The sequence below is a fragment of the Mesorhizobium sp. genome (genome assembly GCF_004963255.1).
GTDB lineage: Bacteria > Pseudomonadota > Alphaproteobacteria > Rhizobiales > Rhizobiaceae > Mesorhizobium.
In genome coordinates this window covers 149191-174265 of the sequence record NZ_SUGA01000008.1, presented here as the reverse complement: position 1 = coordinate 174265, position 25075 = coordinate 149191, and the positions used below count along the sequence as shown (strand labels likewise).

Here is a 25075-nt window from a genome sequence, read left to right as displayed (position 1 = left end):
ACGGGTTGTGTACCCCGCTTGCGCCTCCATCTAGCACGAACCGTGCCAATCCAGGGGAGCAGAGGCGGCGCAGGGCGTTTTCGATTCCGCATCGCGCCCGGATGCAAATTCGCGTCATCCGCTGCGCCGGATGCGGCATGGACGCCCAAACCCTATACATCGCCCCTCCTCAATCCTGCATAAAAAATGGGCAGGAAGCGCAAATAGCAATCAGACCCCTCTCGGATGCGGCCGCATCTGCAAACGATGCGCGGCCGCGGCGGTTTGCTTCGAACCGAAAACTGGACAATGCTTGATCGCACGGAGATCGGCAATCCCATGCGCAATGAACTTCTATCGACGGCCGAAATGGCCGAGGCGGACAGACTGGCGATCGCGGCCGGGCCGCTCGACGGCTACGGTTTGATGCAACGCGCCGGCGAAGCAGTCGCGACCCTGGTGCTGGCGCGCCACCCGGGCGCGAAGAGGGCGCATGTGCTGTGCGGCCCCGGCAACAATGGTGGCGACGGTTATGTCGTGGCGCGGCTGTTGGCTGAGGCCGGCGTCGATGTGGCTCTGTGGGCGTTAGGCGAACCGCGGCCAGGCAGTGACGCCGCGCTCGCGGCTGCCGCCTGCACCCTGGAGCGGCGACCGCTGTCGGCCCTCTCTCCCGAAGCCGGTTCGCTGGTCGTCGACGCGCTCTTTGGCGCTGGCCTGTCGAAGCCTCTCACCGGCGACGCCAAGGCAGCGGTCGACATCGTGACAGGGATGAACCTGCCGGTGGTCGCGATCGACCTGCCTTCGGGCGTTTCCGGCGATAGCGGCAAAGTTCTTGGCTCGGCATTTCGCGCGGTCCTCACGGTGACCTTCGCACGAAAGAAGCCCGGGCACCTGCTGCTGCCGGGCCGCGAGCGATGCGGCGAGATCGTGTTGGCCGATATCGGCATTCGCGACGAGATCATCGACGAGATCGCGCCAAGGACCTTCGAGAACCGACCCGGGCTTTGGATCGCGAACTTTCCGACGCCGGCGGTCGACGCGCACAAATACAAGCGCGGCCATACGAGCGTCTTTTCGGGCGGACCATCGGCGACCGGTGCGGCGCGGCTGTCGGCGCTGGCGGCCGCAAGAAGCGGGGCAGGGGCCGTCACCGTGCTCTCGCCGGCAAACGCCATGCAGGTCAACGCGGCGCATCTGACCTCCATCATGCTGCGCAAGGTTGACGCGATCGAGGACGTGCATGACCTGATCGGCGATCGCCGGCCGTCCAGCTTTGTCCTCGGCCCCGGCTTCGGCATCGGCGACAAGGCGCGCGATTTCACGCTCGCCGTGCTGGCCAGGAAGCGACAGGACGGCGGGGTAGAGGGCCTCGTGCTCGACGCCGACGGCATCACGTCCTTTCGCAATGCGGCCTCGACGCTGTTCGAGGCAGCCGGCAGGCCAGATGCGCCAGCGTTGATCATGACGCCGCATGAGGGTGAGTTCGGCAGGCTGTTCGCGGACATTGCCGGCGACAAGGCTTTGTCGAAGCTGACCAAGGCGCGCGCCGCCGCGCAACGCGCCAACGCCGTGATCGTCTACAAGGGCGCCGACAGCGTGATCGCCGCGCCGGACGGCCGCGCCGCGATCAACGGCAATGGCGCGCCCTGGCTTGCCACCGCCGGTTCGGGCGACGTGCTGGCAGGCATCATCGCGGGCCTCCTTGCCCAGGGCATGCCAGCCTTCGACGCGGCTTGCGCCGGGGTCTGGATCCATGCCGAGGCTGGCAGCCGTTTCGGGCCGGGCTTGATAGCCGAAGACCTGCCCCTGGCCATGCTCCCGGTTCTTCGCGACCTGCTGGAGGGCACTGCCCGATGATTCGAACGGCGCTCAGATTCATTTTCCAGATGCTGCGTCGGCCAAGGCCGCGAGAACCCGCTCCTCGCTGACACCGCGTGTATCAAGCACCCAGCTCGGCGTCGAAATCGGCGGCTCGAGATAACGCACCTGATCGTTTACAGGTCCTGTCTCATAAGACCGATTTGATCCGAAGATAAGCACGCATGGTCCGCCCAAGGCTGCGGCCGCATGGCAGAGGCCCCCATCGACGCCGAGGAAGACGGTCGAAGCGGCGATCTGGCACATGGCGTCGGTCAGTTGCGGTGTCGACGTGAAATCCACCGCCTCCGGAAGCGCTGCCCGTATCAGCGCGGCGGCCTCGCGTTCTCGTGGGCCGCCGGTGAGCCAAACCGACCAGCCGCGCCTGGCGTGATCCTTCGCTATCGAGATGAAACGCTCCGCCGGCCATGAGCGGAAGTTGGTGAAAGCGGACGTGTAAAGCGCCAGCGCCGGTCGCGCAGGATCGATCCCGTGTCGGGCGCGCCAATCGGAAAGCTCTGCGGCCGAAATAGCCATTTGCGGCGCAGGCAACCTCATGCGATCGGCTGGCTTTTCACCCAGCATCGCGATGGCGCAGACCTGTTCGTACAATCTGGTCTTGCGCGGACCGAACGCCATGAAGCTCTTCAGCCAGCCGGCAGGCAGGCGGTTGATGATGCCGAATTGGAATTCCCGTGGATAGCCGATGCGTTCCGGTATGCCGGCCAGCCATGGCACGAGCGCGGCCTTGGTGCTGCTGGTGAGCATATAGGCCGCCTGGTAGTTCTCCTTGCGGATTTCGCGCGCCAGACCGGCCCGTTGTTTCAGCCCGGGCTTCCAGTGTTTCTCGACAATCCATGTCTTCCTGATATGCGGCATCAACCGCGCCAGCGGCGCGGCAAGCGGCGAGGTGGCGACGTCGATCGGATGCCCGGGGAACTTCTCGGCCAGAATCTGAATTGCCGAATGGCAACGAATGAAGTCTCCGATCGCCGGCAAGCAGAAGACGAGGATGGGACGCAACAGGCGCTACCTTTAGATCCGGAACAATCGCCACCAACGGCTAATATAACGGTGATTTGTCACGGAAGCGCTTCGCCATCAAGGATGCGCGCATAGAGTTCCAGATAGGCCTGCGCCGTCTTCTCGATGGGGAACCTGTCGGCGGCCGACTGGCGGCATCGTTGCGCCGACAGGCCTCCGATCTCAGCAAGACCGCGTCCAAACTCCTCGTCGGTTTGGAAGAAGCGCCCGGTATCGGCATCGACGGTTTCCACCAGCGCGCCGCGTGGCGTGGTGAGCACGGGAGTGCCGCATAACATCGCCTCGACCTGCGCCATGCCGAACGGCTCTTCCCAGGAGATCGGGTTGAGGAATGCTTTCGATTCACCCAGCAGGCGCAGCTTGTCCTGGCCGTCGACCATGCCGTGAAAGCGGTAGCGGGCGGAAAGGCTCTTGAAAAACACGCCCTCGCGGCGCGTCTTGCTGCGGCCGAGCAGCTTCCAGCGCGAGCCGCCGGCGATATCGAGGATGAAGTCGAATTTCTTGGCAAGATCCACCGCGCGGTTCAGCCCCTTTCCGGCGCGCGCAATCGCCGCCATGAAGAAGAGATGATCGTTCTTCGTCGGCGTCAGCCGGTAAGCGTCCACAGGAAACCCGTTGTAGACGAAGGTCTTGCGGCCATGCAGCTCGGCATGACGGGCGCTGAGGAAGTTCCAGTTGGGCTGCGGCCGCGGATAGTCCGGAAGGTGGCCGTGCTCGGTGTTGAGCGTCGGGAAGGGGACCTCGACTTTCCAGGCGTGGAGATTGACGATCTGCGTGTCGCGGGGGATCGCCGCCCTGCACTCGGCATCGCTGACCGCATGCCTGACCTCGCACATCGGATGCGACGATCCCGGCGCGGCGATCAGGAGGACCTGGTGCCCCAGCCTGACCAGTTCGGTGACCAGCCATTCGACCTGGCGCTGCGTGCCGCCATACCCCTTGGCCGGAATAAGGCTCTGAGCTGCAAGGGTTATGCGCATTTCTTGTCGGCGCGGCTTCTCACAACGGGATGTTGTCGTGCTTCTTCCAGGGGTTCTGCATGTCCTTGTTGCGCAGCATGCGCAACGCGCGCGCCACCCGGCGGCGGGTTGAATGCGGCATGATCACCTCATCGACATAGCCGCGTTCGGCGGCGACGAAGGGCGACAGGAAGCGATCCTCGTAAGTCTTTGTATGAGCCGCGATTTTCTCCGGATCGCCGATGTCCTTGCGGTAGATGATCTCGACCGCGCCCCTGGCGCCCATCACGGCGATCTGCGCCGTCGGCCAGGCATAGTTCATGTCGCCGCGCAGATGCTTCGACGCCATAACGTCATAAGCCCCGCCATAGGCCTTGCGGGTGATGACGGTGATCTTCGGCACGGTCGCTTCGGCATAGGCGAAGAGCAGCTTGGCGCCATGCTTGATCAGCCCGCCATATTCCTGTGCGGTGCCAGGCAGGAAACCCGGCACGTCGACGAAGGTGACGATGGGAATCGAGAAACAGTCGCAGAAGCGCACGAAGCGCGCCGCCTTCCGGCTGGCGTCGGAATCGAGCACGCCGGCCAGCACCATCGGCTGGTTGGCGACGAAGCCCACCGTGCGCCCCTCGACGCGACCGAAGCCAGTGACGATGTTTCTCGCAAAACTCTGCTGGATTTCGAAGAAGTCGCCTTCGTCGGCGACCTTCAGGATCAGTTCCTTGATGTCATAGGGCTTGTTGGCGTTGTCGGGGATCAGCCGGTCGAGCGACAGGTCGTGGTCCGTCACCGACTGGTAGCACTCGATCTCGGGAATCTCCGCCGTGTTGGATGCCGGCAGCATATCGACCAGCCGGCGCATCTGCAGCAGCGCCTCGACATCGTTGTCATAGGCGCCGTCCGCAATCGAGGATTTGGTGGTGTGGACGGAAGCTCCGCCGAGGCTTTCTGCGGTCACCGTCTCGTTGGTCACCGTCTTCACGACATCCGGTCCGGTGACGAACATGTAGGAAGTGTCGCGCACCATGAAGATGAAGTCGGTCATGGCCGGCGAATAGACATCGCCGCCGGCGCAAGGGCCCATGATCAACGAGATCTGCGGGATGACGCCCGAGGCCAGCACGTTGCGCTGAAAAATCTCCGCATAGCCGCCAAGCGCCGCCACACCTTCCTGTATGCGCGCGCCGCCTGCGTCATAGAGGCCGATGATCGGCGCGCGATTGCGCAGCGCCATCTCCTGCACCTTGATGACCTTCTCGGCATGCGCCTCCGACAGCGAACCGCCGAACACGGTGAAATCCTTGGCGAAGATATAGACCGGGCGGCCGTTGACCGTGCCCCAGCCGGTGACGACGCCGTCGCCGGCGATCTTGGTCTTCTCCATGCCGAAATCGGTCGAGCGATGCTCGACATACATGTCGAACTCCTCGAACGAGCCCTCATCGAGGAAGACCTCGATACGCTCGCGGGCGGTGAGCTTGCCCTTCTTGTGCTGCGCCTCGATACGGTCCTTGCCGCCGCCCATACGGGCAATATCGCGGCGGCGTTCGAGTTCTTTCAGCACGTCTTTCATCGCTGGTCCCCAAAACGGATAAGTGGTTTGTGGTAATGGCGAGGGCAGGAGAGCGCAAGCACCCTCGTTTTGTTGCATTGCAACATGACGCCCCTTGCATTCCAAGGCGAACTCGGCCATATGCAACCCATAGGCGCTTGGGCCGGCCTGTCCGGCTTTCTCCACGAATGAGACTGGTTGCGTCTGTTTTCCCTCTTTCAAGTCGACCAAGGTCGATCGGCGAGACGGCGAAAAAGCCCCGAGGCATGAAGTCCACGGGCACGACAGCGCAGCCGCGCGGACGAACACGTCCGCCGCCTTGTCGTTTCCTTATATTTGTTTCGACGGCAGGTTGCGCCCTGCCGCCATCGACGTTTGCGGCGATTGCGCCGCTTGAAAGAAGATAAATTTGACCAACGAAAACACTCTCCCCAACAACGACGCTGGGGAACTCTCCGGTTTCGCGGCCCTTGGCATCGGCGGCGCGCTGCTGAAGGCCACGCTGGCCGCCGGCTTCACCGAGCCGAAGCCGATCCAGGTGCAGGCCATCCCGCCGCAGCTCGAAGGCCGCGACATTTTCGGCATCGCCCAGACCGGTTCTGGCAAGACGGCCGCCTTCGCGCTGCCGATCCTGTCGAAGATCATCGGCCTCGGCACCAAGCGCCGACCAAAGACGGCGCGCGCGCTGATCCTGGCGCCGACGCGCGAGCTCGCCGTGCAGATCGAGGACACCATCAAGCTGCTCGCCAAGGGCGCGCATATCTCGACCGCGCTGGTGCTCGGCGGCGTCTCGCGCTTCAGCCAGGTGAAGAAGATCGCGCCCGGCGTCGACATCCTGATCGCCACGCCTGGACGGTTGACCGACCTGGTGCGTGAGGGCGACCTTATCCTTGCCGACACCAAATGGCTCGTCCTCGACGAGGGCGACCGCATGCTCGACATGGGTTTCATCAACGACGTCAAGCGCATCGCCAAGGCAACCGCGCCGGATCGCCAGACGGCGCTGTTCTCGGCCACCATGCCCGACGAGATCGCCGAGCTTGCCAAGGGCCTCCTGAAGAATCCGGTCCGCGTCGAGGTCTCGCCGCAGAGCACGACCGCCGCCGAGATCGTGCAGAGCGTGGTGCTTGCCCGCACAAGGCAGAAACGCCAGGTGCTGTCCAATATGCTGGCCGACGAGGCGATGCGCACGGTGATCGTGTTCTCGCGCACCAAGCATGGCGCCGATCGTGTCACCAAGGATCTTGTGCGCGACGGTTTTGAAGCCGCCGTCATCCACGGCAACAAGTCGCAGAACGCCCGTCAGAAGGCGCTCAACGATTTCCGCGACGGCTCGGTCCGCATCCTGGTCGCGACCGATATCGCGGCGCGCGGCATAGACGTGCCCGGCATCAGCCATGTCGTGAATTTCGACTTGCCGGACGAAGCGGAAAGCTATGTCCATCGCATCGGCCGGACGGGTCGCAACGGCAGGGACGGCATCGCGATCACGCTTTGCGATCCTTCGGAGAATGCCAAGCTGCGGCAGGTCGAGCGCATCATCCGCATGAAGCTGCCGGTCGTTGCCGACCACCTCGGCAGCCCGGATCCGCAGCGCGACCCCAGGGAAAAGACCGAGCGCCATTTCGAGCCGGCCAATGACCGCGAGCATCATGGCGGCCGCCGCGATGGCCGCCGACCGGGCAATGGCGGTGGCAAGAAGCACTTCGCCGGCAAGCCCAACGGCGAGCGCGGACCGAAGCCGCAGGGCGAACGCCCGGCGGCCGCGCAGCCGAACGGCGAGCGCAAACCCGGCGGTTTCAAGCGCTTCAAGGGCAACAACAAGCGCCGCTTCGGCGGCAAGCGTCCGGCGAACCGCGCTGCTTGAGCTCATCAAATCTGATCGAGGAACGGCCGGAGCGAATGCTCCGGCCGTTTTCGTTTCACTGGCCAGATTGCTGCTGCATCAACGCCTTCACCCAGACCACGATACGCTCCGTTAGAAAGCGTGTGGTCTGCGGCGACAGCACATCGCCGGCGATGACGTGATTGTCCGGATCGCCGGTATCGTCGACCGGCACCAGCTCGTGCGGACCGCCCCAGCGCCCGGCGATCTCGCGTGTGCGATCCGGCCGCACCACCTTGTCGGAATCCGAGAAGATGAACAGGGCAGGGATCTTTGCCTTCTCGACCGGCGCCCCATAGGCGAGCTCGGTGAGCGCGGCCATCGGCAGCACCGCTTTCATCGGGTATTTGGTCGTCCAGAATTTTTCATGGAGCGCGTTGCGCGCGGGAAAACTGCGCTCCTTGCCGCCGACAAGCTCGGCGATCTGTCCGCCCCAGGGCATGGTCAGCAGCTCCTCGCCGGAGGCCTTGACGCCGAAATTCGGTGAAATGAACGCGATGGCCGCGACACCGTCGGAAGCACCCGGCTCTGTCGCTGCCCATGCCGCCAGCGAGCCGCCGGTCGAGGTTCCGATGACGATCACCTTATCGCCGATTTCGCGGCCGATGGCCAAAGCCTCCTCATAGTCGTTGATCCACGCATTGACGCTTCCTTGCGCCATGGCCGCGCCGTCCTGGCCGTGACCGGTCAGGCGCGTGAAATAAAGGTTGGCGTCCAATTCGTCCGCGACATCGTCCGGCAGCGGGCGAACCTCTCCCTTTGAGGCGGAAAAGCCATGGATATAGACGATGGCCAAAGGCGTCTTGGCGTGGACCATCGGGTTCGCCCAGATGATCTCCTTGTCGAGCCCGTCGCGGATGTTGGGCACGGCAGCCTCTTCCCGCGCCAGATAGGCCTGCGGATCGTCGCCGATCACCGATGGATTGAAGCGGATTGTGGTGTCTACCGGCACGCGCGGGCCAAGGAAGAAGCCGGCGACCAGGATGACTGCAAGGCCAAGCACCGCCAGCACGATCCGCCGCCCCATTCCGGTCTCCAAGCAATGATTCTCAACCTATGGCCGTCCCCGGCGCCAGGCAATCGCTGTTTCGCTGGCTTATGTTGCGCCGGTTTATGACGCCTTGTCGCGGGATGGGTCTTTTCCGCCCGCCGGCCTGCGATCGAAATGCAGTGGCCGCCCCCACCAGTGAGTGGTGAGCCCGATGACGAAGCGGCCGATCGGCCGCGGCAGCAGGCCGAGCAGCTTCAACGGCCAGCTTATGTGGTACGGGAAGGTGACTTCGAAGCCGCCCTTCCTGATGCCGCGCGCCATGCGGCGCGAGGCGCGATGCACAGGCATGAGGCCCGGCATCGGCAGCTTGTTCTTTTCGGTCAAGGGCGTGTCGATGAACCCCGGATTGATGACCTGGATGCGGATGTTCATCTTGTCGAAGTCGTATTTCAGCGATTCCGCCAGGATGTTGATCGCGGCCTTGGTGCCGCCATAGGCCGCCGTTGTCGGCCAGCCGGAATAGGCGGTGACCGATCCGACAAGAACGACATGGCCGCGTCCGCGTCCGCGCATATGCTCGACGACAGGCACCACGCCGTTGACGATGCCGAAATAGTTCACGGCGAAGGAACGATGGAAATCGCGCACCACCAGATTCTCTCCGGGGGTGGCGATGTAGTTGCCGGCGTTGAAGACGGCAAGCACGATCGGTCCCATCTGCTCCTCGATCGCGGCGGCCGTGCGCGCCATGCCCTGCTCGTCGGTGACGTCGCAGGGAAAGGACCTCACATGCCCGGACATTTGCGCCGTTTCGACGATCAGCGTGTCGGCTGGATCTTCCGGCAGTGAGGTCACCGCGACGGCATAGCCTTGATTGGCGAGATCCTTGGCCAGCGCGCGACCAAGCCCGCTGCTGCCGCCCGTGATCCAAGCGACACCGTCTTTCGGATTGGCCCGGTAGAGTGTCATAGGGTGTCCTGCCGATGTTCCGGTTTGCTCTAGCGGCGGAGAATTCGGTTGAAAAGAGCGGTTTTGCACCTGGCGCCGAAATGGTCGCGAGCGTTGCACCATCCGCAATGCGACTGGACCAGGCAAAATCTTGCCTTGAAACCGCGGCGTCCGGTTTTTAGGGTCTCGCCGCACACATGAAGGAATCCCGCATGCCCCGTTCTGTGATCGAAGCGATCGGCAACACGCCCCTGATCCGGCTCAACAAGGCTTCGGAAGCGACAGGCTGCGAGATCCTCGGCAAGGCCGAGTTCATGAATCCGGGGCAATCGGTGAAGGATCGGGCCGGCCTGTTCATCATTCGCGACGCCGAGCAGCGCAAGCTGCTCAAGCCGGGCGGGCTTATCGTCGAAGGCACTGCAGGCAACACCGGCATCGGCTTGACGCTGGTCGCCAAGGCGCTCGGCTACCGCACCGTGATCGTCATCCCCGACACGCAGAGCCAGGAAAAGAAGGACACGATCAAGATCCTGGGCGCCGAGCTCATCGAAGTGCCGGCCGTGCCTTACAAGAACCCGAACAATTACGTGAAGCTGTCGGGCCGCCTTGCCGAGCAACTGGCGCTCTCGGAGCCGAACGGCGCGATCTGGGCCAACCAGTTCGACAACGTCGCCAACCGCGACGGTCATGTCCGCACGACGGCCGAGGAGATCTGGGCCCAGACCGGCGGCAAGGTCGATGGCTTCGTTTCGGCCGTAGGCTCCGGCGGCACGCTCGCCGGTGTCGCGCTGGGGCTCAAGGGCAAGAGCAAGGACGTCAAGATCGCGCTCGCCGATCCGCTGGGCGCCGCGCTCTACAGTTTCTACACCAGCGGCGAGTTGAAATCCGACGGCAGCTCGATCACCGAAGGCATCGGGCAGGGCCGCATCACCGCCAATCTGGAAGGCTTCAGCCCGGACTTCTCCTACCAGATCCCGGACGAGGAAGCGTTGCCGATCATCTTCGACCTGATCCAGGAAGAGGGCCTCTGTGTCGGCGGTTCGACCGGCATCAACATCGCCGGCGCCATTCGGCTCGCGCGCGAGCTCGGACCCGGCCACACCATCGTGACGATCCTTGCCGACTACGGCACGCGCTACCAGTCCAAGCTCTTCAATCCGGAGTTCCTGCGCGGCAAGAACCTTCCGGTGCCGGGCTGGATGGAAGAAAAGGCCGACATTTCCGTGCCGTTCGAAAAGGTAGCATGATGGCGCACAAGACAGAGGCGCTGTTTCGCGACGACGCTTATCAGACGACGGCCGAGGCCGAGGTTGTCGCCATCAACGATCGGGGCGGCATCCTTCTCGACCGCACCATCTTCTACGCCACGTCGGGTGGACAGCCGGGCGATACCGGCACGCTCGAACGAGCGGACGGCGGCCGCATCGCGATCGCCGCCACCATCACAGGCGAGACCAAGGACGAGATCATCCACGTGCCGCCGCCGGAGCAGCCGCTCCCCGCTGTCGGCGAAAGGCTGAAGCTCTCGATCGACTGGCAGCGGCGGCACCTTCTGATGCGCATGCATACCGCCTGCCACCTGCTGACCGTCGTTTGCCCGTTTCCGATCACTGGGGCGGCGGTAGCCGAGGACGACAGCCGTGTCGATTTCGATATCCCCGACACCGGCTTCACCAAGGAAGATGTGACGGCCCGGCTGATGGAACTGGTGCGCGCCGATCATCCGATCTTCACCCGGTTGATCACCGACGAAGAGCTCGCCGCCAATCCCGGCCTGGTCAAATCGAAGAACGTCCGCCCGCCGGTCGGCACAGGAAAAATCCGCCTGGTCTGCATCGGCGACAACGGCTCGGTCGACAGCCAGCCCTGCGGCGGAACGCATGTGAAGTCGACCGGCGAGGTCGGCGAGATTCATATCGGCAAGATCGAGAAGAAAGGCCGCGAGAACCGCCGCTTTCGCATCCGCTTCGGACCAATGCCGGCGAACTGAGGCGGGCCAGGGAGAACAAAAAAATGGCGCAGGACAGTCCTTTCATCGTCGACGCCGACTGGCTGGAGAAGCAGCTTGGCGAGCCCGGCCTCACCATCATCGACGCCTCCTGGTATCTGCCGGCGCAAAAGCGAGACGCCCGCGCCGAATACGATGCCGCGCACATTCCAGGTGCGCGCTTCCTCGACCAGGATGCAGTTTCCGATCCGGATTCCAACCTGCCGCACACTCTGGCCTCGCCGCAGCACTTTGCCCAATATGTCGGCGCCATGGGTGTTACGGCTGATGACACCATCGTCATCTATGACGGGCCTGGCCTGTTCTCGGCGCCGCGCGCCTGGTGGATGTTCCGCGTCATGGGCGTTTTCCAGGTCTACATCCTGAACGGTGGCTTCGACCGCTGGAAGGCCGAGGGGCGGCCCGTGACGTCCGAGCCGACCAAGATCGCGCCGAGCGTCTTCCATGCCGATTTCGATGCCGGCCGGGTTGTCGGCCTCGACGAGATGCGCAGGATCGTCGAGGGCCGCCAGAGCCAGATCGCCGATGCGCGCTCGCCCGGCCGTTTTGCCGGAACCGATCCGGAGCCGCGCCCTGGCGTCCGTTCGGGCCATATGCCGGGCGCGCATAATGTCCCGATCACTGCGCTTGCCGAGAATGGCGAACTGCTGCCCACGGATCGACTGCGTAAGGTGATCGAGGATGCCGGTATCGACCTGTCGAAGCCGGTCGTCACCTCCTGCGGCTCGGGCATCACGGCGGCGGCGATCACGCTGGCGCTGGAGACGCTCGGCCATACCGAGAACCGGCTTTATGACGGATCCTGGACGGAATGGGGCGGTCTCAGCGACACGCCGGTGGCGACGGGGAAAGAATGATGGAAGACGGCGCGCCGCAAGCTATCGATGTCACAGTCACGTTCCTGGAGATGCATGCCGCACCCGCGGTTTCGCCGCCCATCCCCTACAACCGGCAGATCGCGCTGCTGAAGACCAAGGACATCCCGCTCCATTTCTACCGCTATTTGATAGATCGCGTCGGGCGCAAATGGCACTGGGTCAATGTGCTGAGGATGAGCGACGAGGAGCTTGCTGCCGGCCTGCACCGCGAGGACCGCGACGTCAGGGTGCTCTATCTCGACGGCGCTCCAGCCGGCTTCTTCGACCTAAAGCCGCATCTTCCGGACGAAGTGGAGCTCGCCTATTTCGGCATGATGGAACATGCACATGGCCAGGGCATCGGCCGCTGGTTCCTCGGCGCGGCGATCTCTGCGGCCTGGGCATATGGGCCAAAGTTCGTGTCCGTGCAGACCTGCACGCTCGACCATCCGGCGGCACTACCGCTGTACCAGAAACTCGGCTTCACGCCCGTGGCGCAGAAGAAGGAAGTCGTGCACCCGCTGACCTTCGCCGAGCGTTCGGCCAGCGTCATGCGAGGCTAAGCCGTTCCCTTGAATTGCCTTGGGCCTGAACATCCCGTTCATCGCCGCTTCAGACTGTCTTTGTCATTGTCCGGCCGCATTACGAGGCCGAGCTTGCAGGAGAAAGACATGTTGACCCGACGTATGTTTGCTGTCGCCGCGATCGCTGCAATTGCCATGCCGAGCCTGGCATTCGCGCAGGCGACCACGCCTTCGGCCGCGACGATCGAGCGGCAGCTCGACGCCGCGCCCAGGAAGAAGCTGCGCCCCAATGAACGTGTCACCATTCGCGAGTTCAAGCGCCGGCCGGATCTGCGGCGCATGGCGCGTTCGATCGATATCCAGTCAATCAATTTCGAGTTCGGCTCGGCCGCCATCGCCTCTTCGCAATACGGCAAGGTCGAGATCATCGCCGACGCGCTCCATCGCATCCTGCGCCGCGACCGTGGCGCCCGCATCCTGATCGAGGGCCACACCGACGCCGTGGGCTCCTTCGAATCGAACCAGGTCCTGTCCGAGCGCCGGGCCGCCTCCCTGAAGCGGACCCTGGTAGGCGAGTTCGGCGTGCCCTCCTTCGCGCTGGAAACCGTCGGCTATGGCGAGGAATTCCTGCTCGTGCCGACCCAGCAGGAGAACTGGCGCAACCGCCGCGTGACGCTGCGCCGCTTTGACGATTTCGTGCGGTAACGCTCAGCCGAGAACGCCGATAGTCGAGGGCCCGGTTGTGCAAGGCAGCCGGGCTCTTCATGTGCGCGCCGCTCAAGCAATTCCAGGAAAAGTGTGAGCGGTTTTCCGTCCGGAATTGCGGAAAAACAAAGAGTTAGAGCGGTTCGCCGTTTCCGTGAACCGGTGAAACGCTCTCGGCAGGAATCGGGTGGGAGGCACTACCGCCAAGGCGTAATTTCCGGACATCGACAGCGGAGATTGCCATGAGCATCCAGTTCAAAGCCTTGCCGACCGCAGCCGTGCGCGCCTTGCAGCGGGGAGGGCCCGACGCCTATGGCCTTGCCCCGGAACACCGGATCTCCGACGGCGACGGCGTGCCCTGCAGGCACTGTCTGAAAAACGTCGCAGCCGGCGATGGCTATCTCATCGTGGCCTACAGGCCGTTCCCGGAACTGCAGCCCTATGCCGAGACCGGCCCGATCTTCCTGCACGCCGAGGAATGCGAACGCGCCGCCGACGGGGAGGCGCTGCCGGAAATGCTCGCTAGCAGCGACTATATCGTCAGGGGCTATGGCAAGGACGACCGCATCGTCTATGGCAGCGGCGCGGTCACGCCGACGGACGACATCGCCGCTCGCGCGACGACACTGCTTGAGCGTGACGACATCGCCTACATCCATGTCCGCTCGGCGCGGAACAATTGCTATCAATGCCGCATCGAGCGGGCCTGATCCCAAACCGGTCCGATCGCAAACGAACATGCCCCCAGAAAAAAGAAGCCCGCCGATGGTCAGGCGGGCCGTTGGAGGGTCTGACAGAAGCTGTCGGCAAGTGCTGCCAGGCCGGGATTGTCCGAACCCGGCAAGCAGCACAGACCGCCAGTAGCACTGCGTGTCTAGGCATCTTTCCCGCCGAGCGAATGTGAAGCACTTCACACAGGCGGCACGATGGCCGGTAAGATGGAAACCGAGCGTTTCAAGACTGTCGTATTCCCGTCGTACTGCTGCGCTAAAAAGCAGTGGTTGATGATCAGTCGACCGCGGATGGACCGGCGGCAGATCGCAACCTCGAGGAAGCGGGGCTTTTGCTCCGCTTTTTTGTTGCCCGGATTTCCTGTCGAGAGCCTTGCTTGCGCGCAAGAAAAAGCCCGCCGGAATGACCCGGCGGGCGTGACAGGAGGAATTCTTGACGGATGTCAGGCGGCAAGCACCGCCTTCGGCTCGACCATTTCGTAGCCGAGAGCTTCGGCGACGGCGCGGTTGGTGATCTTGCCCTTATGGACATTGAGGCCGTTGCGCAAATGATGGTCGTCGACCAGCGCCTTGAGGCCCTTGTCGGCAAGCTGCAGGCCATAGTGCAGCGTCGCGTTGTTGAGCGCGTGCGCCGAAGTGACCGGCACGGCGCCTGGCATGTTGGCGACGCAATAGTGGATCACGCCGTCGACCTCATAGGTCGGATCGGCATGGGTCGTGGCATGCGAAGTCTCGAAGCAGCCGCCCTGGTCGATCGCGACGTCGACGAGCACCGAGCCCTTCTTCATGCCGGAAAGCATCTCGCGAGTGACGAGCTTGGGCGCCGCTGCGCCCGGGATCAGCACGGCGCCGATAACGACGTCGGCCGAGAAGCACTCCTCTTCCAGCGCCTCGACGGTCGAGTAACGGGTGTGGACGCGGCCGCCAAAGATGTCGTCGAGCTGGCGCAGGCGCGGGATGGAGCGGTCGATGATGGTGACGTCGGCGCCGAGGCCGGCCGCCATCTTGGCCGCATGCAGGCCGACGACGCCGCCGCCGAGCACGGTCACCTTGCCGGGCAGCACGCCGGGCACGCCGCCAAGCAGCACGCCGCGGCCGCCATTGGCCTTCTGCAGCGCCGTCGCACCGGCCTGGATCGACAGGCGGCCGGCGACTTCCGACATCGGCGCGAGCAGCGGCAGGCCGCCGCGGTCGTCGGTCACGGTTTCGTAGGCAATCGCTGTGACCCCCGAAGCGAGAAGGCCCTTGGTCTGTTCCGGATCCGGAGCCAGGTGCAGGTAGGTGTAGAGGATCTGGCCGTCGCGCAGCTGCATCCATTCATTAGGCTGCGGCTCCTTGACCTTGACGATCATGTCCGACTTGGCGAACACGTCGGCGGCCGTCTTGGCGATGGTGGCGCCAGCGGCGCGATAGGCGTTGTCATCGGCGCCGATGCCGGCGCCGGCGCCGGTCTCGACCAGCACCTCGTGGCCATGCGCGACATATTCGCGGACCGAGCCGGGCGTCAGGCCGACGCGATATTCATGGTTCTTGATTTCCTTGGGGCAGCCGACACGCATTTTCTTCTCCTGTGCGCCTTCGAAGGGCGCTCTCCCTGTCACTCGTGCATGCCATCGGCCTCGAGCACGAAGGCGACATGCAGTAATGGCAGTCAACCACGAATCGTTCCGTATGTGTTTGCGAATGCACTTGCGGCAAGGGCTGCTCTTCGATAATCGTTGCGCAAAATAGGAAGAAGTTCGCAGGAATCACGAAAAATGCCGCTCGACAGGATTGATATCGCCATTCTGGAGACTTTGCAGAAGGATGGCCGGATACCCAACGCGGCGCTTGCCGAGAAGGTCGGCCTGTCGCAATCGGCCTGTTCGCGCCGGCTCGACAATCTCGAAAAGTCCGGAACCATCCGCGGCTATCACGCCAGGCTGTCCAATTCCGCGCTCGGCCACCAGATGACGGCGATCGTGCACATATCGCTGTCGGGCCAATTCGAAAAGACGCTGTCGGATTTCGAGGCGGCGATCAAACGCTGCCCGAACGTGCTCTCCTGCCATCTGATGTCGGGCGAATACGACTACATCCTGCGCATAGCGGCGAAGGACCTTGTCGACTATGAGCGCATCCACAAGGAATGGCTGTCGGCCATGCCGCATGTGACGAAGATCAACTCGTCCTTCGCGCTGCGCGAGATCGTCGACCGTACGGCAGTCGGGCTGCGGCCCGAGATGGCCTAGTATCTGGACTCGTAACCAGCAGGAGGCAGCAGCTGCGATATGACAGAAAGAACTACGCTCGCCGAGTCATTGCCGACAACCTCCGTCATCCGCATCTCGCGCGCCAGCTTCGATCCGGCTCGGTTTGCCCAGGTTGATGCCGCCAGCAAGAAGACCGCGCAGTACATCATCCCAGCCGTCAGACGGCTGCCGGGGCTCCTCCACTTTTATTCGGGCGTCTCGCCGAAAGGCGAGATGGTCCAAGTTAGCGTCTGGGATACCGACGAGCATGCGGCGCAACTCAACACCCTGAAGGAGATGGTCGTCGACGGCCGCAGGGACATGGAGGCGGTCGGCGTCACTTTCACGCCGATTTTCCACTATCCGATCGATTGGACCTGGACCGTTTAGGCGGAATTCGCCTCAGTCACCACTTCGCTCATCGGAACATCGTGCGGTTGCGGGTAGATGGTGGGAATGCGCTGCAATTCGTAACCGACGCCGATCACCAGCGGCCTGAACGGCATGGCCGCCAGCGTGCGGTCGTAGAAGCCGCCTCCATAGCCTAGCCGATACTTGCCTGGGTCGATGCCGACGATCGGCGAAATCACGATGTCGGGCAGGACCGGATCACCTTCGGCCGGGATCGGAATGTTCCAGACGCCCTTTTCCAGCCGGTCGCCCGGCTTGTACGCGCGAAAGATCAGCGGCTGACCCTTCTCGATGACGACAGGCAGCGCGGTGCGGCCACCGCGCTCGTTGATAGAGGCCATCCAGCCACGCAGATCCGGCTCGCCGCGAAACGGCCAATAGAGGCTAACCATCCGGCCTTCTATGTCGCCGATGAGCGCGTCGAGGCCGTCCGCGATACGTGCCGACATGGCGGCGCGCGCATCGGCTGAGACGGCAAGCCGGGCATTGATGAGCCGCTCGCGTTCGGCCTTGCGCCAACGCCTGATATCTGTCCAATCGGACAGCGGCGCCCGGTATTCCGGATCGAGTTCATGCATGAAGCAGGGCGGTGATGCGTATTGGGCCCGCCCTTCGTCGTCGCGATTGTCAGCCATGATAGGCTCCTGTCATGGGGTCTCACGCTATACCTGCGGCAGCACGCGCTACATATGCATTCACGACGCCGCGCGACGACTCTGGGGCATGTTTCCAGCCGGCAAGATGTTGTTGCAGCGCACAAAAATACCTACATTCTATGTGGTAGTTTTACACCGCGAGGTGGATGAAATGAGCGAAGCCAGGCATCATGTCGTGGTCGTCGGCGCCGGGTTCGGCGGGCTCGAACTCACCCGCGCGCTGGCTGGTGCGCCGGTGCGCATCACCATGATCGACAAGCGCAATCACCACCTGTTCCAGCCGCTGCTCTACCAGGTGGCGACGACGTCGCTGGCGACCTCGGAAGTGGCCTGGCCGATCCGTCATCTCTTACGCAGGCGCAAGGACGTGACGACGCTTCTCGGCACTGTCACCGGCGTCGACCGCGCCGGCAAGCGCGTGCTGCTGGAAGACGGCAGCTCCGTTCCCTATGACACGCTGGTGCTCGCCACCGGCGCGCGCCACGCCTATTTCGGCCATGACGAATGGGAACCGTTCGCGCCGGGGCTGAAGACGCTCGAGGATGCCACCACGATCCGGCGCCGCATCTTGCTCGCCTTCGAGCAGGCAGAACGCGAAGCCGATCCCGCCAGGCGCCAGGCGTTGCTGACGTTTGTCATCGTCGGCGGCGGGCCGACGGGCGTCGAGCTCGCCGGCACGATTGTCGAGCTGGCGCATGACACGCTGCGCGGCGAGTTCCGCAACATCGACACGCGCCAGGCGCGAGTCGTGCTGATCGAGGCGGGGGACCGCATCCTGGCCAATTTCGCGCCGCAGCTTTCCGACTACGCCCGCAAGGCGCTGGAACGGCTCGGCGTCACCGTCGAGCTCGGCCGCCCCGTCACCCAACTCGATGCCGAGGGCGTCGTCTTCGGCGACAAGCAGTTGCCGGCAAGGACGATCATCTGGGCCGCCGGCGTAGCAGCTTCGCCGGCGGCCGAATGGCTGGGCGCTTCCGCCGACCGGGCGGGCAGGGTGCTGGTCGAACCTGATTTGACCGTGCCCGGCAGCCCGGAGATCTTCGTGATCGGCGATACCGCGCATGTGTTGCGGCCGGATGGAAAGCCTGTGCCGGGTGTAGCGCCGTCGGCCAAGCAGGAGGGCAAGCACGTCGCCGCTACGATCAAGGCGCGGCTTGCCGGCGACACCGCCCCGCGGTCTTTCCAATACCGGCATGCCGGCGATCTGGCGACGATCGGCAAACGCGCCGCCGCGATCGATTTCGGCTGGATCAAGCTCACCGGCTGGCTCGCCTGGTGGCTGTGGGGCATCGCCCACATCTATTTCCTGATCGATTTTCGCAACCGCCTGGCGGTCTCGCTTAGCTGGCTATGGATATATCTCACCGGTCAGCGCAGCGCGCGCCTGATCACGCAGGGCGACGACGACAAGAGCTGATTTCCTTGGCGCCGCTGTCGAGGGCTTGGTGACCGGCCTGGAGAAGCGGCCCGGCGCAAAAAGCCGTGAACTCGAAGGACCGCTGCCGCTTCAAGTCTGGTTCCAGCCGTCCACATGCGCTAGTTTTAGCCATGCGTTATGTAATCGTCATCGCAGCCATTGCCTTCTTCCTGATCTGGGATGGCCTCTACAATCATGGTCACTATCTCGACGTGACCGTGCGGGAAATGTCGCGCATCGTGCGCCAAGTCACCGGATAAAGCCTGGCGGATTGCATATCGCGGGCGCGACATCGTTGCTGGTTGACGCCCAGGCGTCGCTCCCACAAAAACACCGCTGAATCGACGATCACGGAGGTTGGCTTGATCCGGCACATCGTTTTCTTCAGCGTGCGGCGCAAGGAAGATGTCGAGGCCGTGCGCTCGGGCCTGCTGGCGCTGGGCAAGATTCCGTACTCCAAGCATTTCGAAGTGACGCTCAACACCAAGGTCGATCTGTTCTCCAACGCGATCGACGTGGTCGTCTATGCCGAGTTCGAGGACGAGGCGGCGCTTGCCGCCTACAAGGCGCATCCGATCTACGCCGATACGACCAGCAAGGTGAAGCCGATGCGCGAACTGCGCTATTCGGCCGATGTCGTTGCCGCGGCCTGAACCGGCATAGCGCGCATACTGTCGATCCCGCGCCCTTGAACCGCGGGGCGGAATGGGGCAAACCGCGCCGGCATGACCAAAAAATCCGCTCATCCGCTCGACCATCTCGTTCTGCCGGCACAGAACCTCGATGCCGTCCGCTCGCGCCTGACGTCGCTCGGCTTTGTCGTCGCGCCCACGGGCATTCACCCCTTCGGCACGGAGAATGCCTGCGTCTTTTTCGCCGACGGCACCTATCTGGAGCCGCTGGCGATCGGAAATGAACAGACGGCGGACCTCGCCATAAGCGAAGGCAATGTCTTCGTCGCGCGCGACCGTCTCTACCGTCAAACCCTTGGCGAGGAAGGTTTTTCTGCTGTTGTCTTCGGAACGGCCAATGCGGATGCCGATCATAGACGCTATGTCGAGGCCGGTCTTTCGGCCGGCGGGATGCTGAGCTTCTCGCGCGCCTTTACCGACGCAAACGGCAAGAGCGACATGGCTTCCTTCAAGTTGGCATTCGTATCCGACAAGGAGGCCGACGAGGCCTTCTTCTTCGCCTGCCAGCGCATCAACGCGCCAAAGATCGATCGCACGGCGCTGCAGGCGCACGCCAATGGCGTGACGGGTATTCTCGAAATCATCGCCGTCAGTGACAGGCCCGCAGCCCAGATCGGATTGATCGCGACCGCCGCCGAAGCGGATGCGCGCGATGGCGACGCGGTGCGGCTGCCGAATGCGGTCCTCAGCGTTCTTTCGTGCGAAGACTATGGCTCGCGCTTTGGGCTGAAAGTCGCGCCATCGCCGAACCTGCGCTTCACGGCCATCGTTTTCTCGGTTCGCGATACGGCCGCCGCCAAGCAGTTGCTTGCGGACAACGCAGTCCGACACAACATGAGCGGCAATGATATCTTCGTTCCGCCGGCGCCCGGGCAGGGCGCCGCCTTCATCTTCCGGGAGATCCCATGAGCAAGCCCCTGGCGCCCAATTCATCGGTAACCGTCGGCAAGGTCGTCTTCGCCAACAATGCGCCGCTGTCGCTGATCGCCGGCCCGTGCCAGCTCGAATCGCGCCAGCACGCTTTCGACATGGCCGGCGCGCTGAAGGAACTGACGGACCGGCTGGGCATCGGCCTTGTCTACAAGACCAGCTACGACAAGGCCAATCGCACCTCGCTTTCGGCGACCCGCGGTGCCGGACTCGAAGCGGCGATGCCGATCTTCGACGATCTGCGCAAGGAGTTTGGGCTCCCGGTGCTGACCGACGTCCACACCGAGGAACAATGCGCCATCGTCGCGCCCCACGTCGATGTCCTGCAGATCCCCGCCTTCCTGTCGCGCCAGACCGACATGCTGGTCGCCGCGGCAAGGACCGGCAAGGTCATCAATGTGAAGAAGGGCCAGTTCCTCGCGCCCTGGGACATGAAGAATGTCGTCGCCAAGATCACCGGTTCCGGCAATGCGAACGTGCTCACCACCGAGCGCGGCGTCTCCTTCGGCTACAACACGCTGGTCTCGGACATGCGCTCGTTGCCGATCATGGCCGAGATCGGCGCTCCGGTGATCTTCGACGCGACCCATTCCGTGCAGCAGCCGGGCGGGCTGGGCGGCTCCTCCGGCGGCGAACGGCGCTTCGTCGCGACGCTGGCGCGCGCGGCCGTTGCCGTCGGTGTGGCCGGTGTCTTCATCGAGACCCATCAGGACCCCGACAATTCCACGTCTTCAGATGGCCCTAACATGGTGCCTCTCAAGGACATGCCGGCGCTGCTGGAAAAGCTGATGGCCTTCGACCGCATCGCCAAGGGGCACTGATTGCGGCGACGGACCTCGCGCTGGCTTGTGGGAGTTGGCACTGCCTGGTCGACAGCATGCAAAAGTCGGGAACCTTCACCCGCTCCTCTCATTGTCAATGCAGGCATTCAATCGAGAGGAGCACCACCATGACCACCCCGTCCGGGCACACCGAAGCCATCGCCGCCTCGCGCGTCATCGGCACGTCTGTTTACAACACCGAAGGCAAGAGCATCGGCAGTATCGAGGACGTGATGCTCGATAAGATGTCGAACGGCATCATGTTCGCAGTGATCGGTTTCGGCGGCTTCCTCGGCATGGGCGAGAAGTACCACGCCGTCCCGTGGGCGACGCTCGACTATGATGAGGACAAAGGCGGCTATGTCGTGCCGTTCACCAAGGAGCAATTGCAGGCCGCGCCCGCATATTCGATCGAGGAGCTGACCGGCGCCGACGGCGAAGCGGCACGCGATGCCTCATTCCAGTATTATCACGTGAAGCCCTATTGGCATTGACCGCTTGATAGGTGCGCTGAAAGGCCCCCGGGCAAAACCCGGGGGCCTTTGGCTTTTTGAACTACTGCGCCGCTTGGAGCGTCGACAATTCCACCGAACTCTGCTGCGGTTTCTGGTCGTCGCACGACGTCAGGAACGCCGCCGCGATCAGGAACAAACTCACGATACCGCTCAACTGGGACATGGCGAAACTCCTCCTGTTTCGCCCCGCGCGAACGCGACCATAGACGAGAAGGCCACGCGATGGGCATGACTTATGATGACAGAAATTTGCGCTTCGTGAATCCGGCCCGCGGCAATAATTGCTGGCGCGCCGATTGCCTTTTGCGCCGCTTTGGCTAAGAGGGGCGCGACGCTTCAATCGATCAATCGGGGACATCGCAAATGACCGCCATCATCGACATTGTCGGGCGTGAAATCCTGGACAGCCGTGGCAATCCGACCGTCGAGGTCGACGTGGTGCTGGAGGACGGCTCGATGGGTCGCGCCGCGGTGCCATCGGGCGCATCGACGGGCGCGCATGAGGCGGTCGAGCTGCGCGACGGCGGGCCGCGTTATCTCGGCAAGGGCGTGCAGCGCGCCGTCGAAGCGGTCAACGGCGAGCTGTTCGAGGCGATCGGCGGCATGGAGGCCGAGAACCAGATCCATATCGACCAGACGATGATCGAGCTCGACGGCACCCCGAACAAGAGCCGCCTCGGCGCCAACGCCATCCTCGGCGTATCGCTGGCGGTCGCCAAGGCCGCTGCCGAGGCCGCCGGCCTGCCGCTCTACCGCTATGTCGGCGGCGCCAAGGCGCATGTCCTGCCGGTGCCGATGATGAACATCATCAATGGCGGCGCGCATGCCGACAACCCGATCGACTTCCAGGAGTTCATGATCCTGCCCGTCGGCGCGCCGACGCTGCGCGACGGCGTGCGCTGGGGCTCGGAGATTTTCCATACGCTGCGCAAGAAGCTGAAGGATGCCGGCCACAACACCAATGTCGGCGACGAGGGCGGCTTTGCCCCCAACCTGAAGAGCGCGCCGTCGGCTCTCGATTTCATCATGGAATCGATCGAGAAGGCCGGCTTCAAGCCCGGCGAGGATGTAGCACTTGGCCTCGACTGCGCGGCGACCGAGTTCTTCAAGGACGGCAACTACGTCTATGAGGGCGAGAAGAAGACCCGCGATCCGAAGGCGCAGGCCAAGTACCTTGCCAAGCTCGCTTCCGACTATCCGATCATCACCATCGAGGACGGCCTTGCCGAGGACGACTGGGAAGGCTGGAAGTATTTGACTGACCTGATCGGCAAGAAGACCCAGCTCGTGGGCGACGACCTCTTCGTCACCAACACGGCGCGGTTGCGCGACGGCATCCGCATGGGCGTCGCCAATTCGATCCTGGTCAAGGTCAACCAGATCGGTTCGCTGACCGAGACGCTCGACGCGGTCGAGACCGCGCACAAGGCCGGCTACACCGCCGTCATGTCGCATCGCTCGGGCGAGACCGAGGATTCGACCATCGCCGACCTCGCGGTCGCCACCAATTGCGGGCAGATCAAGACCGGCTCGCTGTCGCGCTCGGACCGCATGGCCAAGTACAACCAGCTCATCCGCATTGAGGAAGAGCTCGGCAAGCAGGCGCGTTACGCCGGCAAGTCGGTGTTCAAAGGCTGATCCAGCCTGTTTGGAACAGTTCGGAAAGGGCGGGGCATTCCCGCCCTTTTTCGTTTCCGGCGGCCCCGCACCAGGTCGCCCGTAACCGTCCATTAAGCACAATCAGGCGAAATACGACTCATGGTCGTTTGCGTTCGCGGCCGCGAGGGTTCGGGTCATGTGGACACGTCAGCACAAGCAGAGAAACACCGGCAGGCTGATCATCCCCTCGCTTTGCGTGCTGTTCCTGGCCTATTTCGGCTTCCACGCCTATCACGGCGAATTCGGGATCTATTCCAAATACCGGCTCGAGGCCCGGGCGGCCGAACTGCAGGCCCAGCTTGATGCCGTGAAGGCGCGCCGGGTCGACTTCGAGCGCCGTGTCCAGTTGATTCATGAAGGCACGCTGGAAAAGGATATGCTTGACGAGCAGGCCCGAAAGGCGCTCAATCTGTCTCAGCCCGACGAAATCACCATCATGCTGCCCTCCGCGACGAAATAACCGAATTTCGGTTAATCGCCGTTATTTGCAATGATTCTAATCGCTTAGATGCATGCCAGCCATGCATTTTTCAGCATGGCGCAATGCATCCTTGCATGTTAGCCTCGCGCAAATCGGTGGGGAGACTTTTCGATCTCCCTGAATGTCCGCAAAGAGACGCCAACAGGGAGTGACGCATGGCCACCGCCGCCAAAAAAGCGCCCGCCAAATCCAGATCCGACAACAAGTCCAGATCCGACAAGCAGCCCAATCTGTCAGCGCCCAAGCCCGCTGATTTCACCAAGGAGGAAGAGCTCTCCGCCTACCGGCATATGCTCTTGATCCGCCGCTTCGAGGAGAAGGCTGGCCAGCTTTACGGCATGGGCTTCATAGGCGGCTTCTGCCATCTCTATATCGGCCAGGAGGCCGTCGTCACCGGCATGAAGATGGCGCTTGTCGAAGGCGACCAGATGATCACCGCCTATCGCGACCATGGCCACATGCTGGCGATGGACCTGTCGCCGCGCGGCGTCATGGCCGAACTGACGGGCCGCCGCGGCGGCCTGTCGAAAGGCAAGGGCGGCTCCATGCACATGTTCTCCAAGGAGAAGCATTTCTATGGCGGCCACGGCATCGTCGGCGCCCAGGTGTCGCTCGGCACCGGTCTCGCCTTCGCCAACCGCTACCGCGACAACAAGAACGTCTCGCTGACCTATTTCGGCGACGGCGCCGCCAACCAGGGCCAGGTCTATGAGAGCTTCAACATGGCCTCGCTGTGGAAGCTGCCGGTGATCTACATCATCGAGAACAACCGTTACGCCATGGGCACGTCGGTGTCGCGCTCGTCGGCAGAGACCGACTTCTCGCATCGCGGCGCCTCCTTCAAGATCCCGGGCATCCAGGTCGATGGCATGGACGTCCGCGCCGTGAAGTCGGCAGCCGATCTCGCCACCGAATGGTGCCGCGCCGGCAATGGCCCGCTCATCCTCGAAATGCAGACCTACCGCTATCGCGGCCATTCGATGTCCGACCCGGCGAAGTACCGCTCCAAGGAGGAGGTGCAGAAGATGCGCTCCGAGCACGACCCGATCGAACAGGTTCGGGTGCGGCTGCTCGACAAGAAGTGGGCAAGCGAGGACGAGCTCAAGGCCATCGACAAGGAAGTTCGCGACATCGTCGCCGACGCCGCCGAATTCGCCCAGAACGACGCCGAGCCGGATCCGTCCGAGCTCTGGACCGACATCGTACTCTAAGGGGAGGGCAA

Annotated in this window: 27 protein-coding genes; 19 read left to right on the top strand and 8 right to left on the bottom strand. The window is 63.4% G+C overall.

Annotation, left to right across the window (positions count from 1 at the left end; genetic code table 11):
- The first annotated feature begins 318 nt into the window (after positions 1 to 318).
- Positions 319 to 1836 (top strand): NAD(P)H-hydrate dehydratase, encoded by a 1518-nt coding sequence (locus E5X34_RS12145; protein WP_292564675.1) that lies wholly within the window; start codon positions 319 to 321, stop codon positions 1834 to 1836.
- Positions 1837 to 1854: 18 nt separating this feature from the next.
- On the opposite strand, the gene waaF is transcribed toward E5X34_RS12145, so the two are convergent.
- Genes waaF through E5X34_RS12130 form a run of 3 tightly spaced genes read right to left on the bottom strand, consistent with a single transcriptional unit; the run spans position 1855 to position 5412 of the window.
- On the bottom strand, positions 1855 to 2859 hold the full coding sequence (gene waaF / locus E5X34_RS12140) for a lipopolysaccharide heptosyltransferase II (protein ID WP_292564630.1): 1005 nt from the start codon (positions 2857 to 2859) through the stop codon (positions 1855 to 1857).
- Positions 2860 to 2918: 59 nt separating this feature from the next.
- The gene (locus tag E5X34_RS12135; RefSeq protein ID WP_292564627.1) at positions 2919 to 3860 is read right to left on the bottom strand and encodes a glycosyltransferase; all 942 of its coding nucleotides are present in this window, start codon (positions 3858 to 3860) and stop codon (positions 2919 to 2921) included.
- Positions 3861 to 3879: 19 nt separating this feature from the next.
- Positions 3880 to 5412, bottom strand: a complete 1533-nt coding sequence (locus E5X34_RS12130) for an acyl-CoA carboxylase subunit beta (RefSeq protein WP_292564624.1) — start codon at positions 5410 to 5412, stop codon at positions 3880 to 3882.
- 388 nt (positions 5413 to 5800) lie between these two features.
- On the opposite strand from E5X34_RS12130, the gene E5X34_RS12125 reads away from it, so the two are divergent.
- Positions 5801 to 7258, top strand: coding sequence for a DEAD/DEAH box helicase (locus E5X34_RS12125; RefSeq protein WP_292564621.1), 1458 nt, complete (start codon positions 5801 to 5803; stop codon positions 7256 to 7258).
- A gap of 55 nt (positions 7259 to 7313) precedes the next feature.
- On the opposite strand, the gene E5X34_RS12120 is transcribed toward E5X34_RS12125, so the two are convergent.
- Together E5X34_RS12120 and E5X34_RS12115 are read right to left on the bottom strand one after the other, a co-directional pair.
- Entirely contained in the window at positions 7314 to 8303 is a 990-nt protein-coding gene (locus tag E5X34_RS12120) for an alpha/beta fold hydrolase (RefSeq protein ID WP_292564618.1), read from the bottom strand.
- 84 nt (positions 8304 to 8387) lie between these two features.
- A complete protein-coding gene (locus E5X34_RS12115) occupies positions 8388 to 9236 on the bottom strand; it encodes an SDR family oxidoreductase (RefSeq protein ID WP_292564616.1) in 849 nt (282 codons plus the stop codon).
- A 191-nt stretch (positions 9237 to 9427) separates the two neighbouring features.
- Between E5X34_RS12115 and E5X34_RS12110 the strand changes: the two genes are divergently transcribed.
- From E5X34_RS12110 to E5X34_RS12085, 6 genes are all read left to right on the top strand, one after another.
- The gene (locus E5X34_RS12110) at positions 9428 to 10462 is read left to right on the top strand and encodes a cysteine synthase A (RefSeq protein WP_292564613.1); all 1035 of its coding nucleotides are present in this window, start codon (positions 9428 to 9430) and stop codon (positions 10460 to 10462) included.
- The gene (locus E5X34_RS12105) at positions 10462 to 11205 is read left to right on the top strand and encodes an alanyl-tRNA editing protein (RefSeq protein WP_292564610.1); all 744 of its coding nucleotides are present in this window, start codon (positions 10462 to 10464) and stop codon (positions 11203 to 11205) included. The genes E5X34_RS12110 and E5X34_RS12105 overlap by 1 nt, the downstream gene beginning before the upstream one ends.
- Positions 11206 to 11228: 23 nt before the next feature.
- Positions 11229 to 12080 (top strand): 3-mercaptopyruvate sulfurtransferase, encoded by an 852-nt coding sequence (gene sseA / locus E5X34_RS12100; RefSeq protein WP_292564607.1) that lies wholly within the window; start codon positions 11229 to 11231, stop codon positions 12078 to 12080.
- Positions 12080 to 12643, top strand: a complete 564-nt coding sequence (locus tag E5X34_RS12095) for a GNAT family N-acetyltransferase (RefSeq protein WP_292564673.1) — start codon at positions 12080 to 12082, stop codon at positions 12641 to 12643. The genes sseA and E5X34_RS12095 overlap by 1 nt, the downstream gene beginning before the upstream one ends.
- A gap of 108 nt (positions 12644 to 12751) precedes the next feature.
- Positions 12752 to 13309: an OmpA family protein gene (locus E5X34_RS12090; protein ID WP_292564604.1), complete on the top strand. Its 558-nt coding sequence runs from the start codon at positions 12752 to 12754 to the stop codon at positions 13307 to 13309.
- A gap of 242 nt (positions 13310 to 13551) precedes the next feature.
- On the top strand, positions 13552 to 14019 hold the full coding sequence (locus tag E5X34_RS12085; protein WP_292564601.1) for a DUF1203 domain-containing protein: 468 nt from the start codon (positions 13552 to 13554) through the stop codon (positions 14017 to 14019).
- A 464-nt stretch (positions 14020 to 14483) separates the two neighbouring features.
- On the opposite strand, the gene ald is transcribed toward E5X34_RS12085, so the two are convergent.
- On the bottom strand, positions 14484 to 15599 hold the full coding sequence (ald, locus tag E5X34_RS12080; protein WP_292564598.1) for an alanine dehydrogenase: 1116 nt from the start codon (positions 15597 to 15599) through the stop codon (positions 14484 to 14486).
- Between the two features lie 198 nt (positions 15600 to 15797).
- On the opposite strand from ald, the gene E5X34_RS12075 reads away from it, so the two are divergent.
- Both E5X34_RS12075 and E5X34_RS12070 read left to right on the top strand, forming a co-directional pair.
- Positions 15798 to 16271: an Lrp/AsnC family transcriptional regulator gene (locus E5X34_RS12075; protein ID WP_040994689.1), complete on the top strand. Its 474-nt coding sequence runs from the start codon at positions 15798 to 15800 to the stop codon at positions 16269 to 16271.
- 39 nt (positions 16272 to 16310) lie between these two features.
- Complete coding sequence (locus E5X34_RS12070) at positions 16311 to 16661, top strand: hypothetical protein (protein WP_292564595.1); 351 nt, start codon at positions 16311 to 16313, stop codon at positions 16659 to 16661.
- Here E5X34_RS12070 and E5X34_RS12065 read toward each other — a convergent pair.
- Positions 16658 to 17317 (bottom strand): 5-formyltetrahydrofolate cyclo-ligase, encoded by a 660-nt coding sequence (locus tag E5X34_RS12065; protein ID WP_292564592.1) that lies wholly within the window; start codon positions 17315 to 17317, stop codon positions 16658 to 16660. The two genes, E5X34_RS12070 and E5X34_RS12065, sit on opposite strands and share 4 nt — an antisense overlap.
- Before the next feature lie 172 nt (positions 17318 to 17489).
- Between E5X34_RS12065 and E5X34_RS12060 the strand changes: the two genes are divergently transcribed.
- The 6 genes from E5X34_RS12060 (at position 17490) to E5X34_RS12035 (ending at position 21692) form a co-directional block, all read left to right on the top strand.
- Positions 17490 to 18755 (top strand): NAD(P)/FAD-dependent oxidoreductase, encoded by a 1266-nt coding sequence (locus E5X34_RS12060; protein WP_292564590.1) that lies wholly within the window; start codon positions 17490 to 17492, stop codon positions 18753 to 18755.
- A gap of 131 nt (positions 18756 to 18886) precedes the next feature.
- On the top strand, positions 18887 to 19015 hold the full coding sequence (locus tag E5X34_RS12055; protein ID WP_278161972.1) for a hypothetical protein: 129 nt from the start codon (positions 18887 to 18889) through the stop codon (positions 19013 to 19015).
- A 102-nt stretch (positions 19016 to 19117) separates the two neighbouring features.
- Entirely contained in the window at positions 19118 to 19408 is a 291-nt protein-coding gene (locus E5X34_RS12050; protein ID WP_292564587.1) for a Dabb family protein, read from the top strand.
- Between the two features lie 72 nt (positions 19409 to 19480).
- Positions 19481 to 20356, top strand: a complete 876-nt coding sequence (locus tag E5X34_RS12045) for a VOC family protein (protein ID WP_292564584.1) — start codon at positions 19481 to 19483, stop codon at positions 20354 to 20356.
- Positions 20353 to 21198 carry a 3-deoxy-8-phosphooctulonate synthase gene (kdsA, locus tag E5X34_RS12040; RefSeq protein WP_292564581.1) on the top strand — a complete coding sequence of 282 codons (846 nt, stop codon included), beginning with the start codon at positions 20353 to 20355 and terminating at the stop codon, positions 21196 to 21198. The genes E5X34_RS12045 and kdsA overlap by 4 nt, the downstream gene beginning before the upstream one ends.
- Before the next feature lie 128 nt (positions 21199 to 21326).
- Positions 21327 to 21692, top strand: coding sequence for a PRC-barrel domain-containing protein (locus E5X34_RS12035; protein ID WP_292564578.1), 366 nt, complete (start codon positions 21327 to 21329; stop codon positions 21690 to 21692).
- Between the two features lie 61 nt (positions 21693 to 21753).
- Here the strand turns inward: E5X34_RS12035 and E5X34_RS12030 are convergent, their stop codons facing one another.
- Positions 21754 to 21876, bottom strand: a complete 123-nt coding sequence (locus E5X34_RS12030; RefSeq protein WP_280952541.1) for a hypothetical protein — start codon at positions 21874 to 21876, stop codon at positions 21754 to 21756.
- Between the two features lie 200 nt (positions 21877 to 22076).
- On the opposite strand from E5X34_RS12030, the gene eno reads away from it, so the two are divergent.
- The 3 genes from eno (at position 22077) to pdhA (ending at position 25064) form a co-directional block, all read left to right on the top strand.
- Positions 22077 to 23351: a phosphopyruvate hydratase gene (gene eno / locus E5X34_RS12025; RefSeq protein ID WP_292564575.1), complete on the top strand. Its 1275-nt coding sequence runs from the start codon at positions 22077 to 22079 to the stop codon at positions 23349 to 23351.
- 157 nt (positions 23352 to 23508) lie between these two features.
- Positions 23509 to 23832, top strand: coding sequence for a septum formation initiator family protein (locus E5X34_RS12020; protein WP_292564572.1), 324 nt, complete (start codon positions 23509 to 23511; stop codon positions 23830 to 23832).
- A gap of 176 nt (positions 23833 to 24008) precedes the next feature.
- Positions 24009 to 25064, top strand: a complete 1056-nt coding sequence (gene pdhA / locus E5X34_RS12015) for a pyruvate dehydrogenase (acetyl-transferring) E1 component subunit alpha (RefSeq protein ID WP_292078825.1) — start codon at positions 24009 to 24011, stop codon at positions 25062 to 25064.
- Positions 25065 to 25075 lie beyond the last annotated feature (11 nt).